This window comes from Pseudomonas fluorescens (assembly GCF_004683905.1).
GTDB lineage: Bacteria > Pseudomonadota > Gammaproteobacteria > Pseudomonadales > Pseudomonadaceae > Aquipseudomonas > Aquipseudomonas putida_A.
In genome coordinates, this window is sequence record NZ_CP038438.1 from 3,415,887 (window position 1) to 3,441,204 (window position 25,318).

The window sequence follows — 25,318 nt, forward strand, 5'->3', positions numbered from 1 at the left end:
CCGCTTTCGCGAGCAAGCTCGCTCCCACACTGGAGCTGTGTTGATCACCAGCCTTTTGCACACCGCAAAACCTGTGGGAGCCGGGCTTGCCCGCGAAGGCGTCGGTATAGCCAGCATCTCTATTGCCTGACACACCGCTTTCGCGAGCAAGCTCGCTCCCACACTGGAGCTGTGTTGATCGCCAGCCTAGTGCACACCGCAAAACCTGTGGGAGCCGGGCTTGCCCGCGAAGGCGTCGGTATAGCCAGCATCTCTATTGCCTGACACACCGCTTTCGCGAGCAAGCTCGCTCCCACACTGGAGCTGTGTTGATCGCCAGCCTAGTGCACACCGCAAAACCTGTGGGAGCCGGGCTTGCCCGCGAAGGCGTCGGTATAGCCAGCATCTCTATTGCCTGACACACCGCTTTCGCGAGCAAGCTCGCTCCCACACTGGAGCTGTGTTGATCACCAGCCTTGTGCACACCGTAAAACCTGTGGGAGCCGGGCTTGCTCGCGAAAGCGTCGGTATAGCCAGCATCTCGTTGCCTGACACACCGCTTTCGCGAGCAAGCCCGCTCCCACTTTGGGGCTGTGTTGATCGCCAGCCTTGTGCACACCGCAAAACCTGTGGGAGTTAGCTTGCTGGCGATGGGGCCAGTGGGATCGCCGCGGTTATTGGTTCAAGGCCCTGGCCAGAAACGGCGCGGTTCGGCTCTTTTTGCTCGCGGCAACTTTCTGCGGCGTGCCGGCGGCGACGATTTTGCCGCCCTGATCACCAGCCCCCGGGCCGATGTCGATCACCCAGTCACTCTGTGCGACTACGCGCATTTCATGCTCGACGACGATCACTGTGTGCCCTGCCGTGACCAGGTTGTCCAGCTGCTCCAGCAGCCGATCGACATCCCGCGGATGCAGCCCGGTGGTCGGTTCATCCAGCACATACAGGGTCGCGCCGCGCTGATTGCGCTGCAGCTCAGTGGCCAGTTTGATCCGTTGTGCTTCACCACCGGACAACTCGGTGGCCGGTTGGCCGAGCCGCAGATAACCGAGGCCGATGTCACGCAGCACCTCCAGTGAACGACGAATCCCCGGCTGCTCGTTGAACACTTCTACCGCCTCTTCCACGGTCAGTTGCAGCACCTGCGCAATGCTCAAGCCTTGCCACTGAATCGCCAGGGTCTGCGGGTTGTAGCGCGCGCCATGACAGGTCGGGCACGGCGCATACACGCTCGGCATGAACAGCAACTCGACGCTGACAAAACCTTCACCCTCGCAGGTCGGGCAGCGGCCCTTGGCGACGTTGAAGGAAAACTGCCCGGCGTCATACCCCGCCGCCCGTGCCTCGGGCGTGGCGGCGAACAGTTTGCGCACGTTGTCGAACAGCCCGGTGTAGGTCGCCAGATTCGAACGTGGCGTGCGGCCGATGGGCTTTTGATCGACCTGCACCAGGCGTTTGATCGACTCCAGCCCCGCCGTCACCTGACCGCTGCTGGCCTGCGGCGCATCGTCTTCGAGGCTGAGCTCTTCCGGCTCGTCCTCAACCAGCGGCCGCCCGAGTTGCGCGCCGACCAGTTCGAGCAACGCCTGACTGACCAGACTCGACTTGCCCGAACCGGAAACCCCGGTGACCGAGGTGAAGCAGCCCAAGGGAAATTCAGCGCTGAGGTTGTGCAGGTTATTGCGGCTGATGCCATCGAGTTTCAGCCAACCGCTCGGCTTGCGCGCGGTGCGGGTCTGCCGCTGGCTCTCGGCAAACAGATAGGCGCGGGTCTGCGATTCCTCGATCTCGGCCAGCCCGGCCGGAGGGCCGCTGTACAACACCTGCCCACCCTTCTCGCCCGCCGCCGGACCGACGTCGATCAGCCAGTCGGCGCGGCGCATGGTTTCCAGATCGTGCTCGACCACAAACAGCGTATTGCCATCGGCCTTCAAGCGCTGCAAGGCTTCGAACAACGCCTCGCCATCGGCCGGATGCAGACCGGCGGATGGCTCGTCGAGCACGTAGATCACGCCGAACAGTTGCGAGCCCAATTGCGTCGCCAGGCGCAGGCGTTGCAGCTCGCCGGACGACAACGTCGGCGTGCTGCGCTCCAGCGCCAGATAACCGAGGCCCAGATCGGTCAGGGTGCTGACCCGCTCCAGCAAGTCCTCAGCGATCCGCTGCGCTGCCAGGCGTTTTTCCAGCGACAGGTTCGGCGTGTGGCGCACGTCCGGCGCACTGGCGTGGCCGCTGGCACCGTGGGCCACGCGCTGCTGGCGCGCCTCGCGGGTTTGCGCATGGCTGAGGGTTTCGCCGCTTTCTTCGGCCTGCTGCAGATAGGTCGCCGCAGCCACGGGTTTCAATACTTCGGCCACTTGCAGCAACGGCATCTGCGACAGTTCACCGATGTCGTAACCGGCAAAGGTCACCGACAACGCTTCACGCTTCAGGCGTTTGCCGTCGCACAACGGGCACGGGCTGCCGAGCATGAATTGCGAAACGCGCTTCTTCATCAGCGCACTTTGCGAATGAGTGAAGGTGTGCAGGATGTAGCGGCGGGCACCGGTGAAGGTGCCCTGATAACTCGGTTCCATCTTGCGCTTGAGGGCGACCCGGGTTTCCTCCGGGGTCAGCCCGGCGTACACCGGCACGGTTGGGGTTTCTTCGGTGAACAGAATCCAGTCACGCTGCTTTTTCGGCAGTTTCTTCCAGGGGATGTCGACGTCGATGCCCATGGTCACGAGGATGTCGCGCAGGTTCTGCCCCTGCCACGCCAGCGGCCAGGACGCCACGGCGCGTTGGCGGATGGTCAGGTTCGGATCGGGCACCATCAGCGCCTCGGTCACCTCGTAGACCCGGCCCAGACCGTGGCACTCCGGGCACGCGCCTTGCGGGGTGTTCGGCGAGAAATCCTCGGCGTAGAGCATCGGTTGCCCCGGCGGGTAACTGCCGGCGCGGGAATAGAGCATGCGGATCAGGCTCGACAAGGTGGTCACGCTGCCCACCGACGAACGCGTGCTCGGCGTACCGCGCTGCTGTTGCAGGGCCACGGCGGGCGGCAGGCCTTCGATGGAGTCGACATCCGGCACCCCGACCTGATCGATCAGCCGCCGCGCATACGGCGCCACAGATTCGAAATAACGCCGCTGGGCTTCGGCGTACAAGGTCGAAAAGGCCAACGACGACTTGCCCGAACCCGAAACCCCGGTGAACACCACCAGCGCGTCGCGAGGGATATCGACGTCGACATTTTTCAGATTGTGTTCCCGGGCGCCACGCACCCGGACCATGCCGGTGGGTGCTTTGGAGGTGCGTTTGGAAGTCATGGGCTGTCCCTGCAGAAAAATTAGGAGCGAAGTTGAACCCTGTGGTGAGGGGATTTATCCCCGATCGGCGGCGCAGCCGGCGCAGTTACTGCAAATTCCATATAGCTGGGAAAATGCTGGGGAGTGCTGGGGAGTGCTGCGCACTCCATCGGGGATGAATCCCCTCGCCACAGGGAATCAGGCACTGAGCACCGAGCGAATCATCTGCAACAACGCCTCCGGGCCATACGGTTTGCCGAGCAAGTGCGTGTCCGGGCTCAACTGGTGGTTGCGCGAAATGATGTCGCGGGTGTGGCCGGAGGTGAACAGCACCGCCACCGGTGGTGTCTGCACCTTGGCCCACGCCGCCAGATCAGAGCTTTTGATCAGCCCCGGCATCACCACGTCGGTGAAAATCAGATCCACTTGCGCGCCGTCCAGCAGCAACTGCATTGCCACGTCGCCATTGCTCGCAGTCAGTACGCGGTAGCCTTCCTCGCGCAGCAATTCCACTGCCGAGGCGCGCACCGCGTCGTTGTCTTCAACCACCAGAATGGTTTCGTGGCCGCCGCCCTGTTGCAGGTCGACGCTCGGCGTCTCATCGAGAACCGGACGCAGGCTGCGCGGAAAGTACAGTTGCACCCGCGTGCCTTCGCCCACGGTGCTGTCGATCTCGACGTGGCCACCACTCTGTTTGACGAAGCCGAACACCATGCTCAGACCAAGCCCGGTGCCCTGGCCGTCGGCCTTGGTGGTGAAGAATGGCTCGAACACCTGCTCGAGCATTTGCGGCGCGATGCCGACGCCGGTATCGCTGACCACCACCCGCACGAAATCGCCGGCGACGATGCCTTTGCCCGCGCAAAAAGTGCTGTCCAGCCGAGTATTAATGGCACTGAGACCAATCGTGCCCTCGCCTTTCATCGCATCGCGGGCGTTGATCGCCAGATTGAGAATGGCGTTTTCCAGTTGATTGCGGTCGACGTTGATATGCCACGGGTCCTGCGGCAATTGCACGTCGATCTGAATGGTTTCGCCCAACGCGCGCTGTAGCAATTCTCCGACGCCGTCGAAGATCTGCCGCGGATCGCACACCGCCGGTGACAACGGCTGGCGCCGGGCAAAAGCGAGCAGTTGCGACGACAGCTTGGCGCCGCGCTCGACCGCTGCCAGCGAGGCGCTGACCCGGCGTTGCACGTTGGCATTGTCCGGCTCATGCCGCGCCAGCAAATGCAGGTTGCCGGCAATTACCTGCAGCAGGTTGTTGAAGTCGTGGGCCACGCCGCCGGTCAGTCCGCCGATGGCTTCAAGCTTCTGCGACTGGCGCAGTTGCTCTTCCGCCGCCAGCCGGGCATCCACTTCACTGGCCACCCGCTGCTCCAGGTTGCGCGTGAATTTGAGCAGGGATTCTTCGGCGATCTTGCGTTCATGGATGTCGATCAACACCCCGGGGAAACGGAGCGGCGCGCCTTGCTCGTCAAACTCGCAGGCGCCACTGGCAAGCACCCACATATAGCTGCCGTCGGCCCGCAACACGCGGTATTCGGCGTTGTACGGCTCACCGGTCTGCAGCGAATGACTGACCCGATCATGCACCCACGCCAGGTCGTCCGGGTGGATCCGCGACTCATTGACGGATTGCGGCAGGTTGCTCAGGTCCTGATCCGGCGGATAGCAAAAGGTCCGGGCGAAACGCTCGTCGGCCGACAGCACATTGTTCTTCACGTCCCAGACGAACGAGCCAAGCAAGGCCCCGGCATTCAGCGCCAGACGCACCCGTTCGTTGTCGGCCCGATAAGCGTCTTCTGCCGCCTGACGCAGTCGCTCGGAGCGCACCAACTCGGTGGTCTCGACCACCATCGCCATCACTCCGGAAGGCACCCCATCATCGTTGGCCACCGGGCTGTAATACAGATCCATCCAGACATCTTCGGGCACGCCATCGCGCAACAACACCAGCTCCTTGTTGCGGTAGGACAAGGTGCCGCCCGCCAGACAGGTGTCGACCACATGCCGGTTGAACTCGGCGACTTCCGGCCAGCCCAGCTCCACCGGCACCCCCAACAGATAGGGGTGGCGGCCACCGGCAAACTGCGAGTAGGCGTCGTTGTAGATCATGTAGCCGGCATGGCCCCAGAGCATGACCATCGGCAAGGGCGAGGCCAGCATTAATTGCACGGTGCTGCACAAGCTGGCAGGCCAGGTGTCGAGCGGGCCGAGTTCGGTGAGGCGCCAGTCGAACGCGCAAATGCGTTCGGCCATCTCGCCTTTCCAGCCTTCACAACCGTGGCTATCGGATAAAAACTGCATCGATTGACTCGGTGTCCTGTGGTGTTTGCCCGATACATCGCGACGGCAGAACGCCGCGACGCCCGTCTGTTTCGAGCCTCATCGGCCGTAATGGTTTCATTAGAGGTATAGCCGATTTCAGAGCAGGCCCGGATCAGACCCCGATCAGGTGCTTGAGCGGATGGTAGCCAGTTTTCATCTTCGCCGCGACGTCGAGAATCGCCTTCTCGATGCCGTTCAAATGCGTGCAGGTCAGTTCGATGGCGGCGCTCTGGTCGCCCGCCTCGATGTATTCGATCAGGCGCAGATGTTCGTTGTCACGGCAGGCTTCATGGCTGTCGTCATCCAGTGCAGCGACATACAGCGAGGCGCGGGAAATCAGCTTCTGGAACCAGTCGAGCAGCACCGGGTTGTTGAGGCTGCGCGCCAGTTTGAGGTGGAACTCGCCGAGCAGGTAAATCAGTTGCTCGTGATCGCCTGCCGCGTGGGCTGCGTCCTCCAGTAGCAGGTGCTCGCGCAAGACCTGCATGGCGGCGGTGTCCTTGCGCCGACAGAGTTCAGTGACCATGCCGATTTCGATCAGCCGCCGGGTTTCGAACAGCGAGCGGATCTCTTCGTTGCTCGGCAGCGACACCGATGCACCTTTATTCGGCTCGGTGGTGACCAGCCCCTCGGCTTCCAGTTGCTTGAGCGCGGCGCGTACCGACGTGCGGCTGACATTGAACAGTTCGGCCAGGGACGCTTCGCCCAGCTTCATCCCCGGACGCAGCGAACGCTTGCTGATCGCCTGGTAAACCCCTTGGTAGACGCGGTCGACCGTGGTTTCCAGTTTCTTCTCGGTCATTCGAACACTCCTTTAGCCTCGGGCAAACACGGTGTTGCAGCGTTATTCGCCGTTTGCGCAGATAAGTGTGGCGCAGGATATCGCCTTCGGCCTCCTGATGCAGGGTCTGGATACGATTAGGGCGGGATGACTTCGATTTGCCGACCCGCTCATTGCAAACGTGGACGGAAGCAGCGGGCGGTGGCGAGCGGTTTTGGCCGACGCCAAATAAATCGGCTGCGAAACGCCTTCCCCTTGTGGGAGCGGGCTTGCTCGCGAATGCGCCGGGTCAGTAAAACATTTGGCGACTGACCCACCGCATTCGCGAGCAAGCCCGCTCCCACAGGAGATTTCAGGCGTGCCGGTAATTTTTAGTCCGTACCGTATTTCGGCGAACGCGGGCCGTACAACAGGCCTGCGCGCTGACCGGCCGACAACAGGCGATTGCTCGCCACCCCGGCAATCGGGTATCCGGCGTCGGTCGAACTGTTGATCACCTGCTTCACCGCGGCAGTGATCAGCATGCCGACCAGGCCGCCACCACTGTTGTTGCCGCCCTCTTCGCTCGACGCCCGTGCCGAACCGGTCCACAGCGTGGTGCCGGATTTCAGATCGACCAGCTTGGCGGTGGCGGTTACCGCGGTTTCGCTGCTGATCACCATGTAGCGCGTACCGTACTCGGTCACGGTGATGTACAGCGCAGCGTCGGCGCCGAAGATTTCCTTGAGCTTGTTGGCCGGCGCCTGATGAATGTCATCCGGGGTGGTCAGGCCGTTCTGGCGGAAGGTTTCGTCCACCAGGGTGATCGGCAGCACGTAGTAACCGGCCTCGGCCAATGGGAACGTCACCTGCGACAGCAAGCTGTAGGAAGCCTTGACGTCCGGCGAGGTGTTCAGCGGCGGCAGCACCAGAATGGTCTTCGGCCGTGCCTGTTTGTACGCCGAGTAATCCACGGTTTTCGGCGCGACGCAGCCACCGAGCACGGTCAGGGCCAAACCGGCGGCCAGCAGTTTCAGGGTGCGCGAGATCATTTGGCGTCTCCGGTCTTGGCGTTTTTAAGCAGAAAATCCATGTACGGGCCGGACTCGGGGAACAGCGCTTTCTCGGTGCGGAACTGCTGCACCATCTGATCGTCCTTGCCCATGCTCAGGTACAGCAGGCCCAGGTGCGCGTGGTAGCCCGGCGGCACCGCCTTGCCGGTGGAGCGGATCTTCTGCAGGTCGCGCTCCAGCACTTCGGCCTGGGCTTCTTTCGGCTCTTCGCCTTTGAAGTATTCATAGACCTGCGGTTGGTAGTCTTCCCACTGGTACAGGGTTTTCGGGCTGCTGCAACCGGCCAGCAAGGCGCTGGCGGCCAGCGTCAGGGCCAGCAGCGACCGCGACAAAGTCAGATTCATGGGTGTTGCTCCTTGCAATGGGTGTCGATCAGTTACCCGGTTTCCAGGCACCGGCGTTCATGCCATCGACCAGACGATTGATCGCCTCGCGCATGGCCAGATCGAGGACTTTGCCGTTGAGGGTGGAGTCGTACGCAGCAGTGCCGCCAAAGCCGATGATTTCGCGGTTGGACAAGGCGTATTCACCGGCGCCCTGAGTCGAATACACCACTTCGGAGGTGCTGATATTGACGATGTTCAGGTTGACCTTGGCGTAGGCGACCTGGGTCTTGCCACGGCCGAGAATGCCGAACAGCTGGTGGTCGCCGGTTTCCTTGCGGCCGAACTCGGTGACGTCACCGGTGACCACGTAATCGGCACCCTTGAGGCGCTGGGCCTGGCCCTTGATCGCCGCTTCCTGCTGGATCTCGCCCATGTTGTCGCGATCCAGTACCGAGAAGCGGTTGGTCTGCTGCAAGTGAGTGATCAGGATGGTCTTGGCCTGGCCGCCGAGACGATCAACACCATCGGAGAAGATCCCGCGCATGTAGCTGGAGCGGTTATCGAACTTGCCCACCGCCATCGGCACGCGAGCACCGGTCCAGACTTGCGTGGCGCTCTCGACCTTGGCCACCGGCAGTGCGCGGGAGCTTTCGGTGGCGCACCCGGCAAGGGAGCCGGCGAGGGTGCCGAGCACGGCAATCGCAACGCCTGAGACCAACATCCGGGAGATCATTCTCACTGTGCATTCCTTCTGAAAAAAAACGGTGTGTCCCGGCACGGCAAGGCAGTGGGGAGCGGAAAAGGGCCGGCATTATGACAAAGTGCCACCATTGGTGACAGAGATTTTTGACGCCAATGGATTGGCTTGTTTGGACACACACAAATCCCCCCTGTGGGAGCGGGCTTGCTCGCGAAGGCGTTCTGTCAGAGACATCTGTGCTGACTGACACACCGTCTTCGCGAGCAAGCCCGCTCCCACAGGGGGGATATGTGGTGTTCTGGGGTTTAGTGAAAGTCGCGGCTCTGCACGCGGATGCCGTCGAGCAGCGGAGTCAGATCGCTCAATCGCCCGGCGATCAGGTGTCGAACTTCGCCCTCCCGCTCCCAGCGGCCATCGACCTTGAGCAATTGCGAACCGACCAGCACCTGACGCTGACGCTCAGCCAGATCGCGCCAGACCACCACGTTGACGTTGCCGAACTCGTCTTCGAGGGTGACGAAAGTCACGCCGCTGGCAGTGCCCGGTCGCTGCCGCCCGGTGACCAGCCCGGCGATGCTCACCGGCCGGCCGTGCTCGACGTCCAGCAACTCCTGAGAGCTGCGACAACGCCGCGCCTTCAGTTCACCACGCAGCAGCGCCAGCGGATGCGGCCCCAGCGTGGTGCCGATGGTCGCGTAATCGGCCTGCAGGTCCTCACCGACACTCGGTTTGGGCAGCAGCACATCGGCTTCTTCCTGGCTCGGCAAGCCGGCAAACAGGCCCAGCTGTTTCTGCACCCCGGCCACTTCCCAGCGCGCGCGGTGCCGATGCCCGGCCATGCCACGCAACGCCCCGGCATCCGCGAGCAACGCCTGGGCCCGACTGTCGAGCGCGGCCCGTTCGCCCAGATCGGCGACATCGGCAAACGCCCCCCGCGCCCGCGCCGCTTCGATGCGCCGGGCGTCGTCCTCGCGAAAACCCTTGATCATCCGCAGGCCCATGCGAATCGCCGGTTGCGCGCCGCTGATCGGTTCCAGACTGCAATCCCAGTCGCTGGCACGCACGTCCACCGGACGGATCTGCAACTGATGGCGACGGGCGTCCTGAAGGATCTGATCCGGGCTGTAGAAGCCCATCGGCCAACTGTTGATCAACGCGCAAGCGAACGCCGCCGGTTCGTGACACTTGAGCCAGCAACTGGCGTAAGTCAGCAAGGCAAAACTGGCGGCGTGGGACTCGGGAAAACCATAGCTGCCGAAACCCTTGATCTGCTCGAAGATCTGCGCGGCGAATTCCTCGGTGTAGCCGTTTTTCTTCATGCCGGCGGCGAGGCGTTCCTTGTGCGGCTCCAAGCCTCCATGGCGTTTCCACGCGGCCATCGAGCGACGCAACTGATCGGCCTCGCCGGGACTGTAGTCGGCGGCGACGATGGCGATCTGCATCACCTGTTCCTGAAACAGCGGCACGCCGAGGGTGCGTTTGAGCACCACTTCCAGTTCCGGCGAGGGATAGGTTGTCGGCTCTTCCTTGTTGCGTCGGCGCAGGTACGGATGAACCATCCCGCCCTGAATCGGCCCCGGGCGGACGATCGCCACCTCGATCACCAGATCGTAGAACTTCGCCGGTTTCAGGCGCGGCAACATCGACATCTGCGCCCGCGATTCGATCTGAAATACACCGATGGTGTCGGCGCGGCTGATCATCTCGTAGGTCGGTTTGTCTTCAGGCGGAATCGTCGCCAGGCTCAGATCGAGATGGCGATGACGACGCAGCAGATCGAAGCAGCGACGGATGGCACTGAGCATGCCGAGGGCGAGGATATCGACCTTGAGCAGCCCGACCGCATCGAGGTCGTCCTTGTCCCATTGAATGATCGTGCGCTCGGCCATGGCAGCATTCTCCACCGGCACCAGCGTGTCCAACGGCTGTTCGGAAATCACGAAACCGCCGGGATGCTGCGACAGGTGTCGGGGGAAGCCGATCAGTTGCCCGGTCAGGCTCAGCACCCGACGCAGCACCGGGCTGTCGGGGTCGAAACCGCCTTCGAGCAAGCGCGCCAGCGGCGGTGTTTCGTCGCTCCAGTGGCCGCAGCAATCGGCCAGTGCATTGATCTGATCCGGCGGTAGCCCAAGGGCCTTGGCTACGTCGCGCACCGCACCGGCAGCGTGGTAAGTGCTGACCACCGCCGTCAACGCCGCACGCCGCCGGCCATAACGGCGAAACACGTATTGCAGGACTTCTTCGCGACGTTCGTGCTCGAAATCGACGTCGATGTCCGGCGGCTCGTTGCGCTCTTTCGACATGAAACGCTCGAACAGCAGCGTGGTGCGGTCCGGATCGATCTCGGTGATGCCCAGGGCAAAACACACCGCCGAGTTGGCCGCCGAACCCCGGCCCTGACAGAGGATTTTTTGCTTGCGGGCGAAACTTACTACGTCGTGCACGGTGAGGAAGTAGCTTTCGTAGCCGAGTTCGGCGATCAGTCGCAGCTCATCGTCGATTTGCTTGAGCACCTTGGCCTGCGGCCCTTTCGGCCAGCGCCAGGCAATGCCTTTTTCGGTCAGTTGGCGCAACCAGGAACTACCGGAATGCCCCTCCGGTACCAGTTCTTTCGGATACTCATAGCGCAACTCGCCCAGCTCGAAAGTGCAGCGCCGGGCCAGTTGCACCGAGGCGTCGAGCAACGCCGGCGGGTACAGCTCGCGCAACACCTCGAGGCTGCGTAGATGCCGCTCGCCGTTGGGGTGCAGGCGCAATCCGGCCTCGGCCACCGGGACGTGATGGCGGATCGCGGTCATGGTGTCCTGCAGGGCGCGCCGCCCACGGGCGTGCATGTGCACGTCGCCGCTGGCCACGGCGGCGATCTGCAGTTGCTCGGCCAGACTCAGCAGTGCCGCCAGCCGCCGCTGATCGTCCTGCCCGCGATGTAGCTGTACCGCCAGATACAGGCGCTCGCCGAAAGTCTGTTTCAGCCAGCGGCCCTCCTCGACATCATTAACGCTGTCCGGCACCCACACGGTGAACAATCCCGGCAACGGCTCGTTGAAGTCCTCGCGCAGCACCTGGTACTGGCCCTTCTGTGTACGCCGCCGGGCCTGAGTAATCAAGCCGCACAAGGCCTGATAGCCCGCCAGGTTCTCCACCAACAGCAGCAGTTTCGGGCCGTTATCGATGCGGATTTCGCTGCCGATGATCAGCGGCAGCTCCACCGATTTCGCCGCTTGCCAGGCCCGGACGATCCCGGCCAGGGTGCACTCGTCGGTGATCGCCAGCGCCTGATAACCATGTTTTTTCGCCCGCTGAAACAGCTCAAGGGCACTGGAGGCACCGCGCTGGAAACTGAAGTTCGACAGGCAATGCAGTTCGGCATAACCGTGGTTCATGCAAACCAGCCTTGCAGCCACAACGGCCCGCCCTCGCCCACGGCTCGATAGGCCCAGCCCTGCTGACCGGCGCGGTTCTGGATCAGGTAGTAATCGCGGCGCACGTCGTCACCGTCCCACCAGCCGGACTCGATGCGCTCCGGGCCCATGAGAATCCGCGCCGAACCTTCCGGCACACTCTGCGGTTCGCCGAGCAGCCAGCCCGGGCGCTGCACGCTCGGCAAACCGCTGCAAAGCTGCTTGTCGACGCCGTTCTGCCACGCACATTCCGGTCGGTGGTCGGCCTGAAAGCGCAGGCCCTGCACCGCCTCATCACCGAGCCGTGCGCGCAGGCGTTCGCGCAATTGCTCCCAGGGCAAAGTTTGTTGCGGACGATCATCGAACAGTTCCTGAAACTGCGGCACGAAACTCGGCAGGTCTTCGGCGCGCAGGCGAAAGCCGCGCACCGGGGCCTCGACCTGGACTTGTTCCAGTCGCCCACGGGCCAGTTCGAAGAGCATCGCCGGGTCGCGCTCGGCGCTGAGCAGGCCGACCTTGATCAGCGTGTCCGGCAGCCCGGCGTGCTCCAGATGCAGGTCGAAACGTTGCACGCCGCTGTCACGTCCGCAGAGGAATGCCGACAGGTCAGCGGTCAAGCGGCGTAACGGAAACAGCAGCGCCTGATGGGATTGCACGTCGAAATTGAGTTCGATGCGCACATCGAAACGATCCGGCGGCAGATAGAACGCCAAGGCCAGCGGCCGTGCGCCGAACAACGTGTCGAGATGCTTGAGCATCGACGCTTCGAAGCGCCGGGCCAGGGCCTGACGCGGCAGGCTCTGCAGTTGGTTCAGATTGCGCAGACCCATGCGCGTCAGCGCGGTGGCGACCTGCGGCTCCAGCCCGACACGGTCGACGGGCAACTTTCCGAGGTGATGCTGCAGGGCCTCACCGTCCGGTACTACGAGGCCGTCGTAGGCGTTGGCCAGCACCCGCGCCGCCACCGGATTCGGTGCGGCGACGATGCGATGGCGGAAACCCAGCTCGGTCAGCTCCTTGCGCAGCCGCGCTTCGAACTGCGCCCAGGAGCCGAACAGGCCCAGGCTCGACTCGATCTCGAACACCACGGTACGCGGATAATGCACGCTGACCTGCGCGCTGAAACGATAGGCCCACGCGGCGAGAAACTGCTGCCAGTGCTCGACCTCGGCGAGGTCGTAATCGGCGGTGGCAAAGCCTTTGCTTAGGGCCTGCGCGGCGGTCATCGACTGGCCGGCGCGCAAGCCGAGCTGGCGCGCCGCTGCATTCACCGCTTGCAGCACCCGGCGCTGGGCCGGGCCACTGAGCAGCACCAACGGCTCAGCAGGATCGGCACGCTGACGCAGCACGGCGTCGAGGGCCAATTGCGGGAACAGAATACACACCCAGCGCATGACGACCTCAGTGCCCCACGGCAAACGCAATCGGCGCCGTGCGCGCCAGTCCGCCACGGCACTTGAGCACGCGCAACTGGGCCGGTCTTGCGTCGATGGCAATACGCAACGCGGCCGGCGACGGGTTGATCGCCTCGCTCAGCGGGCGCCAGGCAAACGCCAGGGTCTGGCCGGTTTCTGCCGCTACCTGCAAACGCCGCAACGCACGGTCATCGGCCTTGTACGGCCAGCACAGCACCGCGCCGCAACTGCCGGAACGCAGGCATTGTTCCGCCGCCCACAAGGCATCGCGTTCGCTGGCCTGAATCACCGACAACTGGCGCAGATCGACACCGGCGTTCGCCCACGCCTGCGGGTACGGCACGAACGGTGGCGCCACCAGCACGATGCGCTCGCCCGCCGCCGACATCCGCGCCAGCGTCGGCCACACCAGTTGCAACTCGCCAACCCCGGGGCCGGCCAGGAGGATTTCGCTCAGCGCCGCTTCCGGCCAGCCACCGCTGGGCAGTGCTGCATCCAGCGCGGCATGCCCGGTGGGTTGCGGGCTGGCCGCCGGTGGCGCAGGCCGGCCCTTCCAGACCTGGCCGCCATTGAACAGCGTATCGAGTGCAACGACGGCGCCCATCAGCCTTGCCTCACCAGACCGCAGAACACCCCTTCGATGGCCAGGTCCTGATCATCGCGCACGACAATCGGCTGGTACGCCGGGTTGCGCGGCAGCAGGCGCACCGTAGCGCCGACACGCTCGAAGCGTTTGATCGTCACCTCACCATCGAGTCGCGCCACCACGATCTGGCCGTTGAGCGCCTCGGGATTACGCTTCACTCCCACCAGATCACCGTCGAGAATGCAGTCCTCGATCATCGAGTCGCCCTGCACCCGCAACATGTAGTCGGGCGCACGGGAGAACAGCGCGGGATCAAGCATCAAGCGGTTATGGATGTCGGCATCGGCGCCGATCGGTGCACCGGCAGCCACCCGGCCGAGCACCGGAATGTCCAGCAGCTCCGGCCGCGCGGGTTGCCCGAGCAGGCGAATGCCCCGGGCCTGGTGCGGGTTGACCTCGATATACCCGGCTTCGGTGAGCGCCAGCACATGCTTGCGCGCCACGCTGCGCGAGGCAAAACCAAAAGCCTCGCTGATTTCAGCGAGGCTTGGGGACTGACCGTGTTCGGCGATGCGTTCGCGGATAAAGGTCAGGATGGCGGTACGGCGGGGAGTCAGGTTTGTCATGGAGTACATTTGTACTCCTGTGGGATTTTACTGACAAGCACCGCCAGTCGGCCTGCGCTGGCGATCCACAAAAATCACAAGATCGCAGCCTTCGGCAGCTCCTACAGGGAACGGGTGTCAGTTCAATCCGCGCTCGGCCAGAAATGCCGAGATGTAATCTATGAAGGCGACGACCTTGGCCGTGGCCCGTCGATGGCTCGGGTACACCGCGAGAATGTGCGGGCCGAAGCTGTCCGGGTCGATTTCATAGTCAGCCATGACCCGCACCAGACGCCCGTCGGCAATGTACGGTGCGGCGCTCCACAGCGGTGTGTGCAGCAAGCCGCGTCCGGCCAAAGCACTGGCCAGCAACAGGTCGTAATTGTCGCTGCGCAAGCGCGGCGCCGTCGGCTGTGGCAGGCTCAGCCGCTGGCCATCGCGCTCGGCCCACCAGAACTCGCGACTGAGCAACGGGTGCTGATACAGCAGCCATTCATGCTGCTCAAGGGTTTGCGGATTCACCGGCAAACCCTTGCGCGCCAGATAGTCCGGGCTGCCGCACAAGGCCAGGCGATTGCTGCCGACCACCCGGGCGATCAGCCCCGGCAGGTCGTCATGGCCCTCGCGCAAGGCCAGGTCATAGCCGCTTTCCAGCAGATTGACGAACGCGTCGCACAGGTCCACTTGCAGGCTGATCTGCGGGTATTGCTGCAAAAAGCCGTCGCACACCTGATCGAGAAACGCCCGCCCGTACGCCAGCGGTGCGGTGATTTTCAGGCTGCCGCGCAGACCGTGCTGCAACTGCTCGATTTCCTCGCTGGCCTCCTCCAGTCGCTGCAACACCAGTCGCGCGGTTTCCAGATAAACCCGGCCGATTTCGGTGAGCAGAATCCGCCGCGTACTGCGTTCGAACAGCCGCGCGCCAAGTTCCGACTCCAGATGATTGACCGCTTTGGTCAGGGCCGATGGGGTCTTGCCCAGTTGCTCCGCCGCGCGGCTGAAACTGCCGAGTTGCGCGGTAACCACGAACATTTTCAGTGCACCCAGCTTGTCCATGCTTTTTCCATTCAGGCAAAAACGTTTTTCGTGAGGGAGGCGTTCTGTCGGCCAGTGTCAGCCACTAATCTGGCCATCAGACGCAATAACAAGGAAATCTTCAATGAAAAGATTCATCCCGAGTCTGTTGGTGAGCGCTGTAAGTTTTGCCTCGATGGAAGCCATGGCCGCCACCGATCTGGTACTGGTCAACGGCATGATTTTCACCGCCGACCGCTCGCAACCGAAGGTGCAGGCGCTGGCCGTGGAAAACGGCAAGGTGCTGAAAGTCGGCAGCGATGCGCAGATCAAGGCGCTGATCGAACCCGGCACGCAGGTGATCGACCTCGGCGGCAAGACGCTGATGCCAGGCTTGATCGACAGCCATTCCCACGCGATTTTCGGCGGTCTGGAAATGGTCTCGGCCAACATGGAAGACGAAGTCGTCGCCCTCGACGAACTGGAACAGCGCCTGCGCACCTGGCGTGACGACGGCAAGGCCAGACATGGCGATGTGCTGAGCATTGCCGGCATGAGTTCGGCGTACTGGGCGCAGGCCGAAGCGCTGGGCAAGACCTTCAACCACGGCGAATGGGCTGACGTGCCGGTGGTGTTCACCGGCAGCGATCACCACACCGCGTGGGCCAACAACGTGATGCTCAAGCGCGCCGGCATCGACGCGGCGTTGCTCAAGACCCTGCCCGCTGCGGAACAAGACACGATCGGCGCACTGGCCAGCGGCGAGCCCAACGGTTTTCTGGTCGATGCCGGTTGGGACCGGGTGGCCGCGAAAATGCCGGTGCCGAGCCCGGCCGATATGCTCACCGCGGCCAAATCCGCGGTGCGTTTCAACAACAGCCTCGGCATCACCGCGTGGATGGACCCCGCCGCCAACGCCGCACCGGGCGAACCGGTCTTCGCCCTCAAACCCACTGAGAAAACCGTCGGCGTGCTGCCGGCCTACAAAGCGCTGTCGGAAAGCGGCGGCATGAGCGTGCACGTCGCCGCGCTGCTGGTGGCCAACCCGAAAAGCCTGCCCGCCGACCTCGACACGCTGGATAAGGTGCGCCAGCAGTTTCAGGGCATCCCCAACCTGACCCTGCCCGGGGTCAAGATCTTCGCCGACGGCGTGATCGAGTACCCGGCGCAGAGCGCGGCGATGATCGACCCATACAGCAATTCGCACAAACAGGGCGAGCTGCTGATCGATCCAGAGCATTTCGGTGAACTGGTCAGCGCCATCGACCAGCGCGGCTGGCTGGTGCACATCCATGCCATCGGCGACCGCGCGGTGCGTGAATCGCTGAACGGTATCGAGCGCGCGCGCAAGGATCGGCAGAGCGGCATCACTCACTCGATCACGCACCTGCAGATGGTCAACCCGAAAGAGTTCGCCCGCTTCAAGCCGCTGAACGTGATCGCCTCGATGCAATTGCTGTGGGCCAGTGCCGATGACTACACCACCGACATGATCAAGCCCTACGTCAGCGCCCTCGCCTTTCGCTATCAATACCCGGCGCACTCGCTGCTGAAACAGGGCGCGACGATTGCCGGTGCCAGCGACTGGCCGGTGTCGTCGCCCAACCCGTTCAACGCCATGGCCCAGGCCATCACCCGCGTCGGCCCGCTGGGCGTGCTGAATGCCGACGAGCGTCTGGATCGCGAAAGCATGTTTTACGCCTATACCCTCAACGCGGCGCGCACGATTGGCCTGGAGAAGCAGATTGGCTCGCTGACGCCGGGCAAGCAGGCGGACTTCATCATGGTCGATCGCGACGTGTTCAGCGTCGACAACAAGGCGCTGCATGACACCCAGGTGCTGCAAACCTGGTTCGCTGGCCGCCAGGTCTACACCGCCACCCCATAACAACAGGCCCCCCTCGCTTTTGTGGGAGGGGGCTTGCTCCCGAAGGCGTCCGGTCAGCAAACATTTCGATACCTGACCCACCGTCTTCGCGAGCAAGCCCGCTCCCACAGGGACTTTCACCCTACCCAAGCATTTCCACTGCTTTTTCCAGCCCCCATAACAATCACAACACCGGGACTTCACATGAAAGCCTTGCCCCTGTTCGCCCTCGGTTTTTCCAGTTTGCTGCCCCTCAGCAGCTACGCGATCCCCCTGAACGACGATTTCGCCGTGCTGGTCGACCTGACCCTGGCCAGCGACTACCGCACCCGCGGCATCTCGCAAACCCAAAATGACCCGGCCGTGCAGGCCGGTCTGACCCTGGCCCATAGCAGCGGCCTGTACGTGGGTGCCTGGAGTTCCAACGTCGACTTCGGCGGTGGCCTGAAAACCCGGCAGGAAGTCGATTACTACGCCGGCTGGCTGTGGCAGGCCACCGAGGATGTCAGCCTTGATCTGGGTTATCTCAAGTACGCCTATCCCAAGGAAAGCCAGTTCAACCAGAGCGAGGTCTACGGGATTCTCGGTGTCTACGGGGTGAAGCTGGCGGCGTATTACTCCAGCGATGCGCCGGGAATCGACAGCAAGCAGAGCTCGCTCTACACCTATGTCGGTTATGAAACCGAGTTGCCGTTCGATTCCGGGCTGAAACTGCGTTACGGCAACATGGACTTCAAGGACCCGCACCTGTACTCGGCGTCCGGGCATGGCGAGGACAGTTATCGGGAGTGGGAGGTCAAGCTGACCCACAACCTGGCCGGGGTGGTGTTGGGCCTGAGCTATATCGATACCGATCTGTCGCAGAGCCAGTGCCTGAGTAACTGGGGATTCAAGGATGTGTGCACCGCAACGGTGGTCGCCAGCCTGAGCAAATCCTTCTGACCCACCAAAGTACCCATTGTAGGAGTGAGCCTGCTCGCGATGGCGGTGTGGCATTCAACAACGATGTCGGCCGACCCACCGCTATCGCGAGCAGGCTCACTCCTACAGGGTTTTGCGTTGACCTGATTGTTTGTTACGAGATGTTTACAAATTTTTTACCAATGTTCTTCTACAGTTACGCGCGTAACCGCGTGTGTTTTCTATTCTGCTAGAGGAATGTCTGTAATGGCTTTGGGCAAAGGACTGCGTTTACCGTCCATCACTTCCACCCGGCTGGTGTTGCTGTTTTCCCTGGCACTGGTGGCGCTGTACAACCTGGCGACCTGGAAGGCGCTGGGTACGCTGATCACCCTGCAAGGTGCACACAAACTGGCGTTTTTCGCTTCGTTCGGCCTGTTCCTGTGGGCGGCGATCACCCTGCTGCTGACCCTGGTGTCATTTCGCTGGACGCTGAAACCGGCGCTGACTGTGGTGGCCCTGCTCTCGGCCTGCGCTGCGTATTTCATGAACGAATACGGGATCACCATCGACACGGTGATGATCCAGAACGTCTTCGAAACCAACCCGGGCGAAGCCGCTGCGCTGTTCAACGGCAAGCTGCTGGCTTACGTGTTGCTGCTCGGCGTGCTGCCGGCGGTGTTGATCTGGCGCTGGCCGGTGCGTTATCGGCCGTTCTTTCGCGGCCTGCTCAACAAGCTGCTGGTGATTGTCGCTTGCGTGCTGGTGATCGGCGCCTCGGTGGGCGCGTTCTATTCGACCTATGCGCCGATCTTCCGCGAAGAAGACAAGCTCACCCACTTCATCAACCCGACCAACTACATTTACGCCATCAGCAAATACACCAAGCAGCGCCTGGGCATCAAAAAGCACTTTGTGGTGCAGGCTATCGGTGAAGACGCGGTGATGAGCGCCAAAGCCGCCAGCCGCGAGAAGAAATCGCTGATGGTATTTGTGGTCGGCGAAACCGCCCGCGCCGATCACTTTTCGCTGAACGGCTATGCGCGCGAGACCAATCCCGAGCTGAGCAAACTGGACATCCTCAACTTCACCCAGGTGCACTCCTGTGGCACGTCCACGGCAGTTTCGGTGCCGTGCATGTTCTCGATGTTCCCGCGTGAGGACTACAGCGACAAGAAAGGCAAAACCTACGAAGGCCTGCTGGATATCCTGCAACGCGCCGGTGTGCAGGTGCTGTGGCTGGACAACAACAGCGACTGCAAAGGCACCTGCCTGCGCGTGCCGCACCGCGACATCGCGAAGAACCAGCCGGGGCCGTTCTGCGACGGCAACAACTGCCTCGATGAGGCGCTGCTGGCCGACCTGCAAAGCTACATCGACAGCCTCAAGGGCCACGCGATCATCGTGTTGCACGCCGACGGCAGCCATGGCCCGGAATACTACGAGCGTTATCCGCAAGCGCTCGAACGCTTCAAGCCGATCTGCCACACCAACCAGTTGGGCAGTTGCAGCCGTGATGAACTGGTGAACGTGTACGACAACACGATCCTCTACACCGACCACTTCCTCGCCAAGGTCATCGAGTTGCTCAAGCGTAATCAGGACACGCTGGATACCTCGATGCTGTATGTCTCCGACCACGGCGAATCGCTGGGTGAAAACGGCCTGTACCTGCACGCCGCGCCCTATGCGTTGGCGCCGGAAGCGCAGACGCATGTGCCGATGGTGATGTGGTTTGGCAGCAACACTCTGGCGCAACTGGGGATTGATCGCGATTGCCTGCAAGGCAAGACCGGGCAGCCGGACCTGAGCCATGACAACCTGTTCCATTCGGTGCTGGGCTTGTTCGAGGTGAAGACCGCGCTGTATCAGCCGGGGCTGGATGTGTTTCGCGGGTGCCGGCCAGCCATGACGGCTGGGCAGTAACCCGGAGTTGCACCTATACCCTTGTAGGAGTGAGCCTGCTCGCGATAGCGGTGTGTCATTCAACAATGATGTCGGCTGATACACCGCTATCGCGAGCAGGCTCACTCCTACAAGGGGCTGTGGCACATCAAGAATCGAGTTGTGCCAAATAGTCCCACGGGTAGATCCCGCGTTGATGGCCGTCGCTGAACACCAGTTGCACGCCGTAGCCCTGCGGGTTGATCTCAATCAGGCGAACACGCTCATCCACCAGCGGAGTCACACCTTTCAGGCGAAACGCGCGGCACTGCGAGCACGGGCACTGGCGGCGCAGTTCGGCGTGATTGAACAGCGATTCGCGGCCGTCCGGCCAGCTCAGGCGCAGCGTCCGCTGGCTCTGCGAATTGCCGACTGACAGCGGGTTCATTGCAACTGACTCAAGGCAATCCGCACCGCTTTGCGCACTTCCGGATCGCCGTCATCCTGCGCCGCCTGCAACGCCGCCACCGCGCCGCGATCATGCAACTCACCGAGGGCCAGCGCAGCTTCCTTGCGCAGGTTGCTGATGCGATGGCCGAGGGTTTCGATCAAGGCATCCAGCGCCGGTGCAAAACGCAGGCGACCGAGGCTTCGGGTGGCGCGCAGGCGCACTTGCCAATAGTCATCGCCGAGGGCTGCGATCAACGCCGGCCCGGCGTCGCTGTGTCCGACTTTGCCCAGCGTCGTGGCCGCTTCTTCGCGCACTTGCCAGGCATCGTCCTGCAGCGCTTGACGCAAGGCTGGCAGCACGTCGGCGCCGGACGCCAGACCGAGGGCGCCGGTGGCGGCGCGGCGCACTTCGGTGTCCGGGTCGGCGCTGGCCAGACGCGCCAGAGCCGGCAATGCGTCGAGCTGCTTGAGCCAGCCGAGCACACCGACGGCTTCGCGGCGCACATTGGCATCGGCATCGCTCAATGCGGTGATAGCCGCTGGTGCGGCATCGGCAAAACGCAACTCGCGCAGAGCCCGAAACGCGGCGATTCGCACACTGACCTCAGCATGATCGGTCCACGGCAGAATCACCCGGCCTGCCGCCTCACTCTTGAGCAGGCTCAGACTTTGCGCGGCGGCGGCCTGCACTGCCGCAGATGGATCGGTCAGCGCCTGGCACAGCGCAGCAACGACCGGTTCGTCCTCCCACGCTTCCAGCAGCCGCGCAGCTTCGGCGCGGACTTCTTCGGCCGGATCTTCGCTCAGTCTTTCGACCAGCCACAGCAGGCCGTCCGGTTCTTCCAGATCCGCCAAATCAATCAGGGCAATGCGTCGCACACCGGCATCGTCAGCGGTCAGACGCGGTTGCAGGGCGAGGATGTCGTCGTTATCGGTCACAGCAAAAAATGAGGTCATAGGGCAAATCGCGGCAAGGGGTTTTCGGGAGGCAGGCCGAGCGGGTTGAGGCGCGGCAGCGGGCGGGAGTTGTCGTGGCGCAGCAGGTCGAGACAATGGCGCTTGAGGCGGGAGAATTCGGTGCTGGTGACCAGTTCAGAAGTGCGCGGGCGTGGGAAATCCAGGCGCAGGTCTTCGATGATTCGCCCCGGACGCGCGCTCATCACCAGCAAGCGATCAGCGAGGAACAGCGCCTCGTCGATGTCGTGGGTGACGAACACCACGGTGGTGCGAATCCGCGTCCAGATGTCCAGCAGCAGTTCTTGCATGTTCAGGCGGGTCAAGGCATCCAGCGCGCCGAACGGTTCGTCCATCAGCAGCAGACGCGGACGGTTGACCAGCACCCGAGCAATCTCCACCCGTTGCTGCATGCCGCCGGAGAGCTGATCGGGCCAGCGCTCGGCAAAACCGTCGAGGCCCACCAGTTTGAGCATTTCATCAGCGGCGCGATGGCGCTCGGTTTTGCCGATGCCGCGCATCTTCAGGCCGAAAGCGACGTTGTCGCGCACCGTGCGCCACGGAAACAGCGTGTGATGCTGGAACACCATGCCGCGTTGTGGCGACGGCCCGGACACCTCGCCGCCATCGACTTTGAGGCTGCCGGTATGGGCGTTCAAGTGTCCGGCGAGTGCGCCGAGCAAGGTCGACTTGCCGCAACCGGACGGGCCGAGAATGCACACGAACTGGCCCGGTTCGATCTGGCAATCCAGCCCCTGCACGGCCTCGAAAGCGTGTTGGCCTTCGCCGAGAACGATCGACAACTGGCGAATATCGATCCGCCCTTCCGGGGTTTGCATTGCGCTCATCAGGCTTTCCCTCGTGGTCGATGCCAGGGCGTGAACAGCCCGCCCAGGCGCTTGATCAGCAGACTGCTGCCCATGCCCAGCACACCGATCAGCAGCATGCCAACGACAATGTCGGCGTAGTTCTGAATGGTGTAGGACTCCCAGGTGTAGTAACCGATGCCGAACTGGCCGGAGATCATCTCGGCGGTCACCAGACAGAACCACGAGGTGCCCATACCGATGGCGAGGCCGGTGATGATGCTCGGCGCGGCGCCGGGCAAAATCACTTCAAGCAAAATCGCCCGGCGCCCTGCCCCGAGGCTTTTCGCCGAGGCGATCAGCCGTGGATCAACGCCTTCGACGCCGTGCACGGTGTTGAGCAGGATCGGGAACAGCGCACCGGTGAAGGTGATGAAGACCATCGACAGCTCCGACGACGGGAACATCAGGATCGCCAACGGAATCCACGCCACCGCCGGAATCGGCCGCAGCACTTCCAGCGGTGGCAGCAGCAGGTCTTCGGCCCATTTCGAGCGGCCGATGGCCAAGCCCAGAGCGATGCCGATCACCAGTGCCGCGAGGTAACCGGCGAAGACCCGGCTGAGACTGGCGGTCAGGTGTTGCAGCAGCTTGCCGGAATCGCCCAGACCCAACGCCGCTTCGATCACCGCCAACGGGGTGGGCACGTTGGCGAAGGTGACCAGGCCGAGGTTCCAGTGGTGGCTCGCGGCGAGTTGCCAGAACAGCAGGCAGAGCGCTATGGAGGTTGCTCTGGTGATCCAGCGGGGTTTTGGGATTTTCATGAATCGGGTTTCCATGTTTGGAGCGGTGTGATGGCTGAGATCGCCCCCCTCACCCCAGCCCTCTCCCCCAGGGGGGCGAGGGGGAAAGGGAGCAGATCTTCAAGCCTTTCAAAATCTCGGTTCGGCTCGATAGCGAGCAGATATTCATGATTTTCAAAAACTGAGTTCGGCTCGATATTTCAGGTCGGCTTAGCTCCCGCAAACACCTCGTTCGGTCCCCTCTCCCTCCGGGAGAGGGCTAGGGTGAGGGTGAGTTTTTGATCTTCAATTAGCGGGCAGCCACGGCCTGGGTCGTGGCATCGGTAAAGTCGAAGACCTTGCCACCCCGCGCCGCCGCGAACTGCTGCGCCTGGCCCTTGAGCAGGAACGCACTCAACCGCCCCTTGGCGTCACTGGCGAACCACGCCCGATCGGCGAGCAATTTGATCCCGCTGTCACTGGCCTGCGCATACACCGCGCGGATGTTTTTGCCTTCCTGCTTCAGCGCGGCCAACGCGGTGAAGGCCGATTCGGCGGAGGCGTACTGGCGTACTTTGTCTTCGCCGCGCACCCAAATTTCGGCGATGTGGCTGAAGTCGGTGATGGCTTTGCCGCTGGCCGTATCCACGGCTTTCAACGGCGTCTGCGCGTAGTTCGCAAGCTGCGCGCTGTAGTCCAGGTTCGAGGCCTTGAACGCTGCGCGGATGTACTGATCATCGATGAAGGTGTTGAGGTCGAGGCCCCGATCAGCCTTTTTCAACAGCTTCAGGGTGTCGATCGCCGTGCCCACCGCCTGACGGTATTCCGGCTTCCAGCTCAGGTCGCGGGTCTGCACGCCGAGCGGGCCGTGGAACAGGTAGTTGACCTCGGCATCGACGCCGGTGACCTTGGCGATCAGCTCGCTGTACTTCTCAGGCTCAGCAGCCAGCAACTGATTGGCCTCGATGCTCGCCCGCAGGTAAGCGACGACGATTTCCGGGTACTGTTTCGCGTAGGCCTGATCCACCAGTGCACCGTGAAAAGTCGGTGCATTGGCCTGGGCGCCGTCGTAAATCTTGCGGGCGAAACCACGGCTGGGGAACAGTTCGGCGAACGGCACGAAATCGGCGTGAGCGTCGATTTTGCCGGCCTGCAATGCAGAGCCTGCGACTTCCGGTGGCTGGGCGATGATGTTCACATCCTTGAGCGGATCCCATCCCTGCTCCGCCACCGCGCGCAGCAGCATGCCGTGGGCGGTCGAGGCGAATGGCACCGAGATGGTCTTGCCCTTGAGCTCACTCAGCGCCTGCACCCCGGACGCGCTCGGCACCACGATGCCGTTGCCGCTGCCCTTGATGCTGCCCGACAGCACGCTGATGAACAGGCTGTGCTTGCCGGCCGTTTCGAACGCCACCCCGTTGAACGCGCCGGGGAAATCGGCCATGGCGCCGAAGTCGAGTTTGCCGGCGACCATCTCGTTGGTCAGCGGCGCACCGCTGGTGAAGTTCTTCCACTGCACATCGTATTTCGCGTCTTTGTAGGCGCCGTCGTGCGGCAGGTATTTGTCGAGCAGGCCGAGTTCACGAATCAACAGGCCGCCGGCGGCGCAATTGATGGTGGTGTCCTGGGTGCCGATGGCGATGCGGATGGTTTCGGCCGAGGCCGACAGGGTCAATGAAGCCAGTACCAGACCGGCGATTGCTGCACGCAACATGAGTGTTTCCCCTCGAATCATTTATTGGATGTTCGTCTCCGCCGCGATCAGCGCGGTGGGAAACGAGGGGGTCTGTAAATTAGCGTCCGGGGTTTCCGGGTAGCTTTAGGGTGTCGTAGATCTCTGTAGGAGTGAGCCTGCTCGCGATAGCGGTGTATTGGATGTCGATGTGTTGTCTGACACACCGCTATCGCGAGCAGGCTCACTCCTACAGGGGAAAGGGTTCAGCGCAGTAAATAAGGGATGTCGACTTTGACGGCGCCAGTCGGACAATCCTTCTCACACGGCATGCAGTACCAGCATTCATCGAACGCCATGTAGGCCTTCTGTGTGGCCGGGTTGATCGCCAGCAGGTCCATCGGGCAGACGTCGACGCACACGGTGCAGCCCTTCTCGGCGATGCATTTGTCCTCGTCCACAGTGACCGGGGCGTTGGAGCGGAAGAAGATTTCCTGGGCTTGATAGGCCATGGTTCGGACTCTCT

The 25,318-nt window shown here is 62.7% G+C and carries 20 protein-coding genes and 1 pseudogene; 4 read left to right on the forward strand and 17 right to left on the reverse strand.

Annotation, left to right across the window (positions count from 1 at the left end; all coding sequences use genetic code 11):
* Window positions 1-653: 653 nt before the first annotated feature.
* From E4T63_RS15550 to E4T63_RS15560, 3 genes are all read right to left on the reverse strand, one after another.
* On the reverse strand, window positions 654-3,287 hold the full coding sequence (locus tag E4T63_RS15550) for an excinuclease ABC subunit UvrA (protein ID WP_135295936.1): 2,634 nt from the start codon (window positions 3,285-3,287) through the stop codon (window positions 654-656).
* A gap of 177 nt (window positions 3,288-3,464) precedes the next feature.
* Window positions 3,465-5,576, reverse strand: coding sequence for a hybrid sensor histidine kinase/response regulator (locus tag E4T63_RS15555; protein ID WP_135295937.1), 2,112 nt, complete (start codon window positions 5,574-5,576; stop codon window positions 3,465-3,467).
* Between the two features lie 133 nt (window positions 5,577-5,709).
* Window positions 5,710-6,399, reverse strand: a complete 690-nt coding sequence (locus tag E4T63_RS15560) for a GntR family transcriptional regulator (RefSeq protein WP_027613675.1) — start codon at window positions 6,397-6,399, stop codon at window positions 5,710-5,712.
* Between the two features lie 122 nt (window positions 6,400-6,521).
* Here E4T63_RS15560 and E4T63_RS28710 point away from each other — a divergent pair.
* A pseudogene (locus E4T63_RS28710) lies at window positions 6,522-6,599 on the forward strand (flavin reductase family protein); the annotation flags it as partial.
* Between the two features lie 150 nt (window positions 6,600-6,749).
* Here the strand turns inward: E4T63_RS28710 and E4T63_RS15570 are convergent.
* The 8 genes from E4T63_RS15570 to E4T63_RS15605 form a co-directional block, all read right to left on the reverse strand.
* Window positions 6,750-7,409 (reverse strand): DUF799 domain-containing protein, encoded by a 660-nt coding sequence (locus E4T63_RS15570; RefSeq protein WP_134786548.1) that lies wholly within the window; start codon window positions 7,407-7,409, stop codon window positions 6,750-6,752.
* A complete protein-coding gene (locus E4T63_RS15575) occupies window positions 7,406-7,774 on the reverse strand; it encodes a DUF4810 domain-containing protein (RefSeq protein ID WP_003225593.1) in 369 nt (122 codons plus the stop codon). The genes E4T63_RS15570 and E4T63_RS15575 overlap by 4 nt, the downstream gene beginning before the upstream one ends.
* Window positions 7,775-7,802: 28 nt before the next feature.
* A complete protein-coding gene (locus E4T63_RS15580; protein ID WP_167797100.1) occupies window positions 7,803-8,489 on the reverse strand; it encodes a CsgG/HfaB family protein in 687 nt (228 codons plus the stop codon).
* A gap of 272 nt (window positions 8,490-8,761) precedes the next feature.
* Window positions 8,762-11,860 carry an error-prone DNA polymerase gene (locus E4T63_RS15585; RefSeq protein WP_209318214.1) on the reverse strand — a complete coding sequence of 1,033 codons (3,099 nt, stop codon included), beginning with the start codon at window positions 11,858-11,860 and terminating at the stop codon, window positions 8,762-8,764.
* The gene (locus tag E4T63_RS15590; RefSeq protein ID WP_135295939.1) at window positions 11,836-13,251 is read right to left on the reverse strand and encodes a Y-family DNA polymerase; all 1,416 of its coding nucleotides are present in this window, start codon (window positions 13,249-13,251) and stop codon (window positions 11,836-11,838) included. Before E4T63_RS15590 ends, E4T63_RS15585 begins: the two co-directional genes overlap by 25 nt.
* 7 nt (window positions 13,252-13,258) lie before the next feature.
* Window positions 13,259-13,876: a translesion DNA synthesis-associated protein ImuA gene (imuA, locus tag E4T63_RS15595; RefSeq protein ID WP_098964220.1), complete on the reverse strand. Its 618-nt coding sequence runs from the start codon at window positions 13,874-13,876 to the stop codon at window positions 13,259-13,261.
* The gene (gene lexA / locus E4T63_RS15600; protein ID WP_135295940.1) at window positions 13,876-14,493 is read right to left on the reverse strand and encodes a transcriptional repressor LexA; all 618 of its coding nucleotides are present in this window, start codon (window positions 14,491-14,493) and stop codon (window positions 13,876-13,878) included. The genes imuA and lexA overlap by 1 nt, the downstream gene beginning before the upstream one ends.
* 108 nt (window positions 14,494-14,601) lie before the next feature.
* Window positions 14,602-15,519, reverse strand: a complete 918-nt coding sequence (locus E4T63_RS15605; protein ID WP_098964222.1) for a LysR family transcriptional regulator — start codon at window positions 15,517-15,519, stop codon at window positions 14,602-14,604.
* Window positions 15,520-15,622: 103 nt separating this feature from the next.
* Here E4T63_RS15605 and E4T63_RS15610 point away from each other — a divergent pair, with 103 nt between their 5' ends.
* From E4T63_RS15610 to E4T63_RS15625, 3 genes are all read left to right on the forward strand, one after another.
* Window positions 15,623-17,365: an amidohydrolase gene (locus E4T63_RS15610; protein WP_135295941.1), complete on the forward strand. Its 1,743-nt coding sequence runs from the start codon at window positions 15,623-15,625 to the stop codon at window positions 17,363-17,365.
* A 183-nt stretch (window positions 17,366-17,548) separates the two neighbouring features.
* Window positions 17,549-18,286, forward strand: a complete 738-nt coding sequence (locus E4T63_RS15615; RefSeq protein WP_135295942.1) for a TorF family putative porin — start codon at window positions 17,549-17,551, stop codon at window positions 18,284-18,286.
* Between the two features lie 225 nt (window positions 18,287-18,511).
* Window positions 18,512-20,170 (forward strand): phosphoethanolamine transferase, encoded by a 1,659-nt coding sequence (locus tag E4T63_RS15625; RefSeq protein ID WP_135295943.1) that lies wholly within the window; start codon window positions 18,512-18,514, stop codon window positions 20,168-20,170.
* A gap of 127 nt (window positions 20,171-20,297) precedes the next feature.
* On the opposite strand, the gene E4T63_RS15635 is transcribed toward E4T63_RS15625, so the two are convergent.
* From E4T63_RS15635 to E4T63_RS15665, 6 genes are all read right to left on the reverse strand, one after another.
* Window positions 20,298-20,576 (reverse strand): DUF971 domain-containing protein, encoded by a 279-nt coding sequence (locus E4T63_RS15635; protein WP_135295945.1) that lies wholly within the window; start codon window positions 20,574-20,576, stop codon window positions 20,298-20,300.
* Window positions 20,573-21,535: a HEAT repeat domain-containing protein gene (locus tag E4T63_RS15640; RefSeq protein WP_135295946.1), complete on the reverse strand. Its 963-nt coding sequence runs from the start codon at window positions 21,533-21,535 to the stop codon at window positions 20,573-20,575. Before E4T63_RS15640 ends, E4T63_RS15635 begins: the two co-directional genes overlap by 4 nt.
* On the reverse strand, window positions 21,532-22,380 hold the full coding sequence (locus E4T63_RS15645) for an ABC transporter ATP-binding protein (protein ID WP_135295947.1): 849 nt from the start codon (window positions 22,378-22,380) through the stop codon (window positions 21,532-21,534). The genes E4T63_RS15640 and E4T63_RS15645 overlap by 4 nt, the downstream gene beginning before the upstream one ends.
* On the reverse strand, window positions 22,380-23,162 hold the full coding sequence (locus E4T63_RS15650; protein WP_135295948.1) for an ABC transporter permease: 783 nt from the start codon (window positions 23,160-23,162) through the stop codon (window positions 22,380-22,382). Before E4T63_RS15650 ends, E4T63_RS15645 begins: the two co-directional genes overlap by 1 nt.
* A gap of 268 nt (window positions 23,163-23,430) precedes the next feature.
* Window positions 23,431-24,855 (reverse strand): ABC transporter substrate-binding protein, encoded by a 1,425-nt coding sequence (locus E4T63_RS15655; protein WP_209318215.1) that lies wholly within the window; start codon window positions 24,853-24,855, stop codon window positions 23,431-23,433.
* Window positions 24,856-25,058: 203 nt separating this feature from the next.
* Window positions 25,059-25,304, reverse strand: coding sequence for a 4Fe-4S dicluster domain-containing protein (locus E4T63_RS15665; protein ID WP_003225615.1), 246 nt, complete (start codon window positions 25,302-25,304; stop codon window positions 25,059-25,061).
* Between the last annotated feature and the right edge of the window lie 14 nt (window positions 25,305-25,318).

Excerpts from the sequence above, each read along its gene's own strand:
- E4T63_RS15550 (WP_135295936.1), bottom strand. The coding sequence starts at position 3,287 with ATGACTTCCAAACGCACCTCCAAAGCACCCACCGGCATGGTCCGGGTG.
- E4T63_RS15555 (WP_135295937.1), bottom strand. The coding sequence starts at position 5,576 with ATGCAGTTTTTATCCGATAGCCACGGTTGTGAAGGCTGGAAAGGCGAG.
- E4T63_RS15560 (WP_027613675.1), bottom strand. The coding sequence starts at position 6,399 with ATGACCGAGAAGAAACTGGAAACCACGGTCGACCGCGTCTACCAAGGG.
- E4T63_RS15570 (WP_134786548.1), bottom strand. The coding sequence starts at position 7,409 with ATGATCTCGCGCACCCTGAAACTGCTGGCCGCCGGTTTGGCCCTGACC.
- E4T63_RS15575 (WP_003225593.1), bottom strand. The coding sequence starts at position 7,774 with ATGAATCTGACTTTGTCGCGGTCGCTGCTGGCCCTGACGCTGGCCGCC.
- E4T63_RS15580 (WP_167797100.1), bottom strand. The coding sequence starts at position 8,489 with ATGATCTCCCGGATGTTGGTCTCAGGCGTTGCGATTGCCGTGCTCGGC.
- E4T63_RS15590 (WP_135295939.1), bottom strand. The coding sequence starts at position 13,251 with ATGCGCTGGGTGTGTATTCTGTTCCCGCAATTGGCCCTCGACGCCGTG.
- imuA (WP_098964220.1), bottom strand. The coding sequence starts at position 13,876 with ATGGGCGCCGTCGTTGCACTCGATACGCTGTTCAATGGCGGCCAGGTC.
- lexA (WP_135295940.1), bottom strand. The coding sequence starts at position 14,493 with ATGTACTCCATGACAAACCTGACTCCCCGCCGTACCGCCATCCTGACC.
- E4T63_RS15605 (WP_098964222.1), bottom strand. The coding sequence starts at position 15,519 with ATGGACAAGCTGGGTGCACTGAAAATGTTCGTGGTTACCGCGCAACTC.
- E4T63_RS15610 (WP_135295941.1), top strand. The coding sequence starts at position 15,623 with ATGAAAAGATTCATCCCGAGTCTGTTGGTGAGCGCTGTAAGTTTTGCC.
- E4T63_RS15615 (WP_135295942.1), top strand. The coding sequence starts at position 17,549 with ATGAAAGCCTTGCCCCTGTTCGCCCTCGGTTTTTCCAGTTTGCTGCCC.
- E4T63_RS15625 (WP_135295943.1), top strand. The coding sequence starts at position 18,512 with ATGGCTTTGGGCAAAGGACTGCGTTTACCGTCCATCACTTCCACCCGG.
- E4T63_RS15635 (WP_135295945.1), bottom strand. The coding sequence starts at position 20,576 with ATGAACCCGCTGTCAGTCGGCAATTCGCAGAGCCAGCGGACGCTGCGC.
- E4T63_RS15640 (WP_135295946.1), bottom strand. The coding sequence starts at position 21,535 with ATGACCTCATTTTTTGCTGTGACCGATAACGACGACATCCTCGCCCTG.
- E4T63_RS15645 (WP_135295947.1), bottom strand. The coding sequence starts at position 22,380 with ATGAGCGCAATGCAAACCCCGGAAGGGCGGATCGATATTCGCCAGTTG.
- E4T63_RS15650 (WP_135295948.1), bottom strand. The coding sequence starts at position 23,162 with ATGAAAATCCCAAAACCCCGCTGGATCACCAGAGCAACCTCCATAGCG.
- E4T63_RS15655 (WP_209318215.1), bottom strand. The coding sequence starts at position 24,855 with ATGATTCGAGGGGAAACACTCATGTTGCGTGCAGCAATCGCCGGTCTG.
- E4T63_RS15665 (WP_003225615.1), bottom strand. The coding sequence starts at position 25,304 with ATGGCCTATCAAGCCCAGGAAATCTTCTTCCGCTCCAACGCCCCGGTC.